The organism is Actinomadura chokoriensis (genome assembly GCF_039529475.1).
In the GTDB taxonomy this organism is placed as follows: domain Bacteria; phylum Actinomycetota; class Actinomycetes; order Streptosporangiales; family Streptosporangiaceae; genus Spirillospora; species Spirillospora bangladeshensis.
This window is the reverse complement of the sequence record NZ_BAAAMW010000060.1, coordinates 1-5,664: the sequence shown is the minus strand read 5'-3', so window position 1 is coordinate 5,664 and position 5,664 is coordinate 1. Positions and strand designations below refer to the sequence as shown.

At 74.5% G+C, this 5,664-nt stretch carries 7 protein-coding genes; 1 reads left to right on the top strand and 6 read right to left on the bottom strand.

The window, feature by feature from the left end; genetic code table 11:
• The coding region (locus ABFX46_RS43160) for a P-loop nucleotide/nucleoside kinase family protein (protein ID WP_346050420.1) at positions 1-422 on the top strand (422 nt) is incomplete at its 5' end.
• Between the two features lie 162 nt (positions 423-584).
• Here the strand turns inward: ABFX46_RS43160 and ABFX46_RS43155 are convergent.
• The 6 genes from ABFX46_RS43155 to ABFX46_RS43130 all read right to left on the bottom strand — a co-directional run bounded on the left by ABFX46_RS43155 (position 585) and on the right by ABFX46_RS43130 (position 5,515).
• Entirely contained in the window at positions 585-2,303 is a 1,719-nt protein-coding gene (locus ABFX46_RS43155) for a sensor histidine kinase (RefSeq protein ID WP_346050418.1), read from the bottom strand.
• Positions 2,304-2,368: 65 nt separating this feature from the next.
• On the bottom strand, positions 2,369-2,635 hold the full coding sequence (locus ABFX46_RS43150; protein ID WP_346050416.1) for a hypothetical protein: 267 nt from the start codon (positions 2,633-2,635) through the stop codon (positions 2,369-2,371).
• On the bottom strand, positions 2,613-3,380 hold the full coding sequence (locus tag ABFX46_RS43145) for a hypothetical protein (RefSeq protein WP_346050414.1): 768 nt from the start codon (positions 3,378-3,380) through the stop codon (positions 2,613-2,615). Before ABFX46_RS43145 ends, ABFX46_RS43150 begins: the two co-directional genes overlap by 23 nt.
• A 130-nt stretch (positions 3,381-3,510) precedes the next feature.
• Complete coding sequence (locus ABFX46_RS43140; RefSeq protein ID WP_346050412.1) at positions 3,511-4,068, bottom strand: universal stress protein; 558 nt, start codon at positions 4,066-4,068, stop codon at positions 3,511-3,513.
• An 85-nt stretch (positions 4,069-4,153) separates the two neighbouring features.
• Entirely contained in the window at positions 4,154-4,600 is a 447-nt protein-coding gene (locus ABFX46_RS43135; RefSeq protein ID WP_346050422.1) for a flavodoxin domain-containing protein, read from the bottom strand.
• Positions 4,601-4,681: 81 nt separating this feature from the next.
• The gene (locus ABFX46_RS43130) at positions 4,682-5,515 is read right to left on the bottom strand and encodes a universal stress protein (RefSeq protein WP_346050410.1); all 834 of its coding nucleotides are present in this window, start codon (positions 5,513-5,515) and stop codon (positions 4,682-4,684) included.
• Positions 5,516-5,664: the final 149 nt, after the last annotated feature.

Sequence of the window (5,664 nt, the reverse complement as noted above, 5' to 3'; positions counted from 1 at the left end):
TCGCCGGACTCGCCCCCCTCGACTCCGCCGCAGCCCCCTACGGCACCGGCCTCTACGCCCCGGAATGGAACCACCGCACCTACCGGGAGCTCGCCGACCGCGCCACCAAACTGCTCCGGCTCGGCGAGACGGTCATCCTGGACGCGTCATGGACGTCGAAGCAGCAGCGCGACCTCCTCGCCCTGGTCGCCGAGCACGAACACGCGCACCTGTCGTCCCTGCGCTGCGAGGCCCCGCAGACCCTCGCCGCGGAGCGGATCCGCACCCGCACGCGGGGCGCCTCCGACGCCGATGCCGCGGTCGCCACCGCCATGCGCGCGCACGCGGCACCGTGGCCGGAGTCGAGTCCGATCGACACCGGCGGGACGCTCGACAACGCCGTCGGACAGGCGCTCGGCATCGTCCGGCCCGCACGGCCCTGAACACGCTTAGCTCCGGCGATGGCGTCCCCGGGTTCGATTGGGGGCGTGCGCCGGGAACCCCTCGGTCGGGCCGCGGCCCGGGTACAGCGGGCGGCGGGCGTCTCGGTCAGCGGCCGCGTAGGGCGGTATCGGGGGTGACGGTCCTTCGGCTGCGGGCTGCGGTCAGATCTCCTTGAGCGGTGCCTGCCAGGTGAGGATCGTGCCGCCGTCCGGGCGGGGTGTGGTGGTGAAGGAGCCGCCCAGTTTCTCGGCCCTTTCGGCCATGTTGCGCAGGCCGCTGCGGCGGCCCTGGTCGGGGATGCCGACGCCGTCGTCCTCAACGCGCAGCAGCAGGTCGTCGCCGACGTCGATGGCCACGGTGACCTGGGACGCGCGGGCGTGGCGGGCGATGTTGGACAGGGCCTCGCGGACCACGGCCTGCAGATGCTCGCCGATGCCGTCATCGACCGCGGTGTCCAGCAGACCGTCCAGCCGCACCGACGGAGCGAACCCCAGCTGCTCGGCGGCGGCGTCGACCAGAGCGTGCACCCGGCTGCGCAGCGACTCGGTGTCGGCCGGCGCCTGCAACGCGAAGATCGTCGAGCGGATCTGGCGCATGGTGTCGTCCAGATCGTCCACCGCCCGCTGGATCCGGACCGCGACCTCCCGCTTCTGCGTGATCTTGATGGCCGCCATCAGCGTCATCGCCGTGGCGAACAGCCGCTGGATGACGGTGTCGTGCAGGTCCTTGGCGATCCGGTCGCGGTCCTCCAGCAGCGCCAGCCGCTCGGTGTCGCGGCGCCGGTGCGCCAGCTCCAGCGCCACCGCCGCCTGCCCCGCGAACGCCTCCAGGAGCCGCTGCGACGCCGCCGAGAACACCGGCCCGCCCGGCGGATTGACCACCGACAGCACGCCCTGCGCCGACGAGCCCAGCCCCAGCGGCACCACCAGCAGCGGCCCGACCGGAATCCGCGGCGGCACCTTCGCCGCCCGGGCCGCCTCACCCCCGTCCGGCAGCCGCTGCGCGACCCCCTCGTGGAACACCGCCCCGGCCACCGGATGGTCCCGCGGCACCCGCAGCCCGGCGAGCCGTTCGGCGCCCCGGCCGTGCGCGGCCTCCACCACGAACTCCGCGCCGCCCTCCTCCAGCAGCGCCACCGCCGCCAGCCCCGCGTCGGTGATCTCCCGGGCCCGCTGCGCCACCAGCACCGTCACCTCGTGCGGATCGGTACCCGACAGCAGCGCCGTGGAGATCTCCGTGGACGCCTGCAGCCACCGCTCGCGGCGCCGCGTCTCCTCGTACAGCCGGGCGTTCTCGATCGCCACGCCCGCCGCCGTCGCCAGCGCGGTGACCACGACCTCGTCGTCGTCCTCGAACTCCCCGCCGCCGGCCTTCTCGGTCAGGTACAGGTTGCCGAACACCTCGTCCCGCACCAGGATCGGCACCCCGAGGAACGTGCCCATCGGCGGATGGTTCGGCGGGAACCCCACCGAATCGGGATGCTCGCCCAGATCCGCGAGCCGGATCGCCCGCGGCTCGCGGATCAGCAGGCCCAGGATGCCGCGCCCGTGCGGCCACTGCCCGATCGCCTCGATCTCGTCCTCGCCGGCCCCCACCGTGATGAACTGGACGAGCCGCTCCCCCTCCTCGGCGATCACGCCCAGGGCTCCGTAGCGGGCGTCCACCAGGGTCGTCGCCGCCTCGGTGATCCGCCGCAGCACCGACTCCAGATCCAGCTCGCTGCCGATCGAGACCACGGCCTCCAGCAGCGCGTGCACGCGGTCACGCGTCGCCCGCGCCGCCTCCAGCCGCGACTGCAGCTCGGTCAGCAGATCGTCCAGTTGCAGCTGCGGGAGAACGAGCCTCGCCCGATCTGCGCCGGCCCGGGGGTCGTCGACCATGCGTCCAGTATTCCCAGCCGCGCCGATCATGTCAGCCCCGGAACCCGGCCGCCCGCCCGCCCGGGTCAGGTCTCCTCGATCACTTCCTCGACCGGGCGGCGGACCGTCTCCAACTCGTCGCCCTCGGGGACGCCGAGGCGCAGGAGCATCTGCGGGTACGCGCCGTTGCAGAACCGGGTCCTGATGAACACGCGCAGTTCCGGGACTTCCAGGGCCTGGGTGTGGAAGGCCGCCGCCAGGTCGCGTTCCGCGGCCCGCAGCAGGACGCGCTGCAGTGCCTGCCCGGCGCGCAGCCAGTCGGCGGGCCCGTCACCGTCGGAGACCAGCAGCAAACGTCAGCCCGGCCGGCGCGGGCCCGTCGTCTCGGGTGCCCTGCGCGCCCCAGCCGTGGCCGCGAGCGAAGTCCCGGGCCGGGAAGTGCGGCCTGGTCTGCGGGACCTCCTGCGGATAGGCGGCCTCCTGGACACCGTCCGTACGGGACGTCCGGGGCGACGGCGCCCAGTGGGCGATCTCCGCCTTGTGCGCCGGCGTGCGCTCCTGCACGTGCTCGGCCGCCTCGGTCAAAGCCGCCAACGCCCCCTTGACGTGCACGTCCACCGCCTCCACCAGCCGAGCCCCCTCACGCTCGGCGTCATGCCGCATCGCCGACAGGACCCCGGCCGACACCGGATCGGGACGGAACCCGCCCCGGTGCGTGCGGCGCCGCCGGATCTGCGCATGCTCGCGCAACGCCTGCTGATCCGGCTGCTCCCCCGGTTCCAGATGGACGTCCGCCAGAAGATGGGGCCGATCGGGATCGGGCAGCAGCTGCACGCGCGGCTCGTACCCGAGCGCGCGCAGCGAGGTCCTCAGGGTGTAGAGCGCGGCGCCGCAGCTGATCAGCATCTCCCGGCCGTCCGGGTCGGCGACGTCGAGACGGCGGTCGATGTCCGCGCTCAGGCTGATCCGGGCCCCGTGCAGGACGAACCGCCACGGCTGCGTGTTGTGCACCGAGGGGGCCCACACCGCGTCCTCGACGGCCTTGCGGGCATCCTCCGACATCCGCTCGGACGTATCGCCCACGTTGCTGTACCGCATGGTCACTCCCTCCCGGTTCTGCTGTTCCCCATTCATGCCCCGTATGCCGGACGACCCGCAGGGACGAAGGTCCGCCGCGCTCGGGACCTCCCGCACCGGCCGGGCGGCGCCCACGCTCGGCGCGAGCCGCTCAGGGACGCCCGGGGACGATGGCGACCGGGCAGTGCGCGCGCAGCAGCATCGCGTGGCCGACCGACCCGAGCAGCAGCCCGGTGAATCCGCCGCGCCCACGCGATCCCACGACCAGCAGGCCGGCGTGCGCGGACGCCTCGGCCAGGACGCGCGCGGCCCTGCCGCGGACGGCCTCGGCCGCCACCTCCGCATCGGGGTACTTCGCCCGCCACCCGGCGAGCGACTCGGCGAGGAGGCGCCGCTCGTCGGCGGCGAGGATCTCGCGGTCGTGGACCAGCGGGAGCATGTCGCCGGGTCCGGTGGAGACGGGATGCGTCCAGGCCGGCAGAGCCCGCAGCCGGACCCGGCGCACGGCCGCCTCCTCGAAGGCGAACCCGATCGCGTCGGCTCCGGCCGGCGACCCGTCGACGCCGACCACGATCTCGCCGTGCCCGGACGCCCCGGCGCCCCGGACGATCACCGCGGGGCAGGGCGCGTGCGCGGCGACCTGCATCGCGACCGATCCCAGCACGAGCCCGGTGAGACCGCCCGCGCCGCGCGGGCCGGTCACCAGCATCAGCGCGCCCCGGTCCCGCTGGCAGCGGCCCAGTCGATCGCGAGCAGGCTCGGCTCCGAGCCGTCCGCGCCGACGATGATCGTGTTCATACGGCGGCCCTCCGCAGCTCGCGGGCGATGCCGGCGGCCCACGCGGCCACCTGGTCGCGGTCCCGGTAGTCGCCGCTCATCCGCTTGGCGACCCTGGACGCCATGAAGCCCTTGGCGTCGGGGGCCAGACGCCCGCCGAAGGTGGCGTGGCCGCGCGCGTGCAGCCGCTCGGCGAACTTGGCGACGCCCGGAACGGGGTCGATCACCCGCTCCCGCGCCGTGTCGTCCAGCGGGCCGCTGCTGAACAGCCACACCGGCCGGTGCGCCAGGTCCCCGGCGTGGTGCCGGACGAAACGGCGCGCCTCCCGGTGCCAGCGCCCCTCGTACAGCGCGCCGCCGACGACGGCGGCGTCGTACCCATCCAGGCTCTGGACCTCCCCGGCGGGACGGACATCGGCCTCCACACCCGCCTGGCGCAGCGCGGCGCCGATCCAGTCGGCGATCTCGGCGGTCCCCTCCGCGTTCGGAGGCGAACGCCACCAGTACTCGGATCATGACAACTCCCGTCGGCCTCTTCCTGCTTCTCAGTCGTGGTTCGGGACGACGACCACGGGGCACTGGGCGTGGTGCAGCACCGTGTGATTGACCCGGCCGAGCGCCATCCCGGCCAGGGGCGCACGCCGGCGGCGGGCGCCGACCACGACCAGTGCCGCGGTCTTCGACGCCTCCACCAGCGCCTGCGCGGGGGTGCGGTCGGACACGAGGCGGTCGACGGTGACGTCCGGGTACCGCTCCCGGTAGCCGGCCAGCGACTCCGACAGCTCCAGGTCCTCGATCACCCGGCGGCGCGGGGAGAACTCCCCGCCCACCGCGTGCAGCGCGAGGATCCTGGAGCCGCGGGAGGCCGCCTCCCCGAACGCCCACTCGATGAAGGCGCGTTCGTCGTCCAGGCCCTCGATGCCGATCACGATGTCCGCCGGCGCGTCGGACGGGTACGGGGCCGACCGCGACACCACCAGCACCGGGCAGCGGGCGTGCGCGGCGGTGTACAGGCCGACCGAGCCGAACAGCAGGCCCTCGAAGCCGCCCTGCCCGCGCGACCCCACCGCGACCAGGTCGGCGTGCTCGCTCTCCTCCACCAGCGTCCGGCCCGGGTCGGCCGGCGCGAGCCGGGTCTCGACATCGAGCTCCGGGTGGAGTTTCAGCGCGTACTGGCGGGCCTCGGCGAGCAGGTCCTCCCGCTCTCCGATGAGGCGGCGCAGCGCGTCCGGGGGGATCGTCCCCTCGTCCAGGAGGGCGCGGGAGCCGTGCACCAGGAGCAGCGGCAGCCGATGGCGGACGGCGCGGTCCGCCGCCCAGTCCAGTGCCCGCCACGCGTGCGCGGAGCCGTCGATTCCCACGACGATCGGAGTCCGCATCGTCCACCCCTTCCGGCCGGCCTTCGGTCCACTCCCGACGCTAGGCCGCGTCCGTCCGCCTTTCAGCGGCCAAAGGTCCCGCCGTTCAAGGGACGACGGTCACCGGCGCCGAGACGTCGTGGGGCCGCAGCCCGCGACGGGCTGCGGCC

Excerpts from the sequence above, each read along its gene's own strand:
- ABFX46_RS43130 (WP_346050410.1), bottom strand. The coding sequence starts at position 5,515 with ATGCGGACTCCGATCGTCGTGGGAATCGACGGCTCCGCGCACGCGTGG.
- ABFX46_RS43140 (WP_346050412.1), bottom strand. The coding sequence starts at position 4,068 with ATGCTGGTGACCGGCCCGCGCGGCGCGGGCGGTCTCACCGGGCTCGTG.
- ABFX46_RS43155 (WP_346050418.1), bottom strand. The coding sequence starts at position 2,303 with ATGGTCGACGACCCCCGGGCCGGCGCAGATCGGGCGAGGCTCGTTCTC.
- ABFX46_RS43145 (WP_346050414.1), bottom strand. The coding sequence starts at position 3,380 with ATGCGGTACAGCAACGTGGGCGATACGTCCGAGCGGATGTCGGAGGAT.